Source organism: Arthrobacter sp. SDTb3-6 (genome assembly GCF_013376095.1).
Taxonomy (GTDB): Bacteria; Actinomycetota; Actinomycetes; order Actinomycetales; family Micrococcaceae; genus Specibacter.
On the sequence record NZ_JAAMFN010000097.1, the window covers coordinates 1 to 1,912 of the forward strand.

Annotated in this window: 1 protein-coding gene; it reads left to right on the forward strand. The window is 68.5% G+C overall.

Going from position 1 to position 1,912, the window contains the following annotated elements; all coding sequences use genetic code 11:
• Window positions 1-5 precede the first annotated feature (5 nt).
• Window positions 6-1,912: acetate--CoA ligase (gene acs / locus G6035_RS19425; protein WP_176618744.1), on the forward strand; the 1,907-nt coding region annotated here is incomplete at its 3' end.

The window sequence follows — 1,912 nt, forward strand, 5'->3', positions numbered from 1 at the left end:
AAGGAATGAAGGGGTTTTACATGTCCGACGAAACGACCACGGCCGGGGCCAACGGCGACGCGCTGGAGAATCTCCTGACGGAGAACCGCCAGTTCCCGCCGAGTGCCGATTTTGCTGCCAATGCAGTCATCAAGGCCGGCGAATATGACGCGGCGAACGCGGACCGGCCCGCGTTCTGGGGCCGGCAGGCCCGGGAGCTGCTGTCCTGGTCCAAGCCGTTCACGAAGACCCTGGACTGGACCAACCCGCCCTTCGCCACCTGGTTCGAGGACGGCGAAACCAACGCCGCCTACAACGCGCTGGACCGCCATGTGGAGGCCGGCAACGGCGACCGCGTCGCCATCTACTTCGAGGGCGAGCCCGGCGACACCCGGACCTACACGTATGCGCAGCTGACGGATGAGGTGAAGAAGGCCGCGAACGCCTTCGAGGCGCTCGGCCTGGCCAAGGGCGACCGTGTGGCCGTCTACCTGCCCATGATCCCCGAGGCCGTCATCACCCTGCTGGCCTGCGCCCGCATCGGCGCCATCCACTCGGTCGTCTTTGGCGGCTTCTCCGCCGACGCCCTGCGCTCGCGCATCGACGACGCCGAGGCCAAGCTCGTCATCACCGCCGACGGCACCTACCGCCGCGGCAAGCCCAGCCCGCTCAAACCGGCCGTCGACGAGGCACTCACGGCACCCGGGCACTCGGTGCAGAACGTCGTCGTGGTCAAGCGCAACGGCCAGGACGTCAACTGGGTCCAGGGCCGCGACCAGTGGTGGGATGACACCGTCGGCGCGGCAGCTGCCAAGCACACCGCCGTCGGGCATGCCGCCGAGCACCCGCTGTTCATCCTCTACACCTCCGGGACCACGGGCAAGCCCAAGGGCATCCTGCACACCACCGGCGGCTACCTCACCCAGACCGCGTACACGCACCGCGCCGTGTTCGACCTGCACCCGGAAACGGACGTGTTCTGGTGCACGGCCGACGTCGGATGGGTCACCGGCCACTCCTACGTCACCTACGCCCCGCTCATCAACGGCGCCACGCAGGTCATGTACGAGGGCACCCCGGACTCCCCGCACCAGGGCCGCTTCTGGGAAATCGTGGAAAAGTACAAGGTCTCCATCCTCTACACCGCCCCGACCGCGATCCGCACCTTCATGAAGTGGGGCGAGGACATCCCCGCCAAGTACGACCTCTCCTCCATCCGGGTGCTCGGCTCCGTGGGCGAGCCCATCAACCCCGAGGCATGGATGTGGTACCGGCGCGTCATCGGCGGGGACCTGGCCCCCGTGGTGGACACCTGGTGGCAGACCGAGACCGGGGCCATCATGATCGCCCCGCTGCCCGGCGTCACCAGCGCCAAGCCCGGCTCCGCCCAGGTCCCGCTGCCCGGCATCGCCGTGGACGTCGTCGACGAACTCGGCACCCCCGTGCCGGACGGGCACGGCGGCTACCTGGTGATCCGCGAACCCTGGCCGTCCATGCTGCGCGGCATCTGGGGCGACAACGAACGCTACAAGGACACGTACTGGTCCCGCTTCGACGGCATGTACTTCGCCGGCGACGGCGCGAAAAAGGACGAGGACGGCGACCTCTGGCTCCTGGGCCGGGTGGACGACGTCATGAACATCTCCGGCCACCGCCTCTCCACCACCGAGATCGAATCCGCCCTGGTCAGCCACCCCTCCGTGGCCGAGGCCGCCGTCGTCGGTGCCGCCGACGAGACCACCGGCCAGGCCGTCGTGGCCTTTGTGATCCTACGCGGCTCCGCCGCGGACGACCCGGACATCGTCACCACGCTGCGCAACCACGTGGGCCACGAGATCGGCCCGATCGCCAAACCCAAGACCATCCTCGTGGTCCCCGAACTGCCCAAGACCCGCTCCGGCAAGATCATGCGCCGCCTCCTCAAGGACATCGC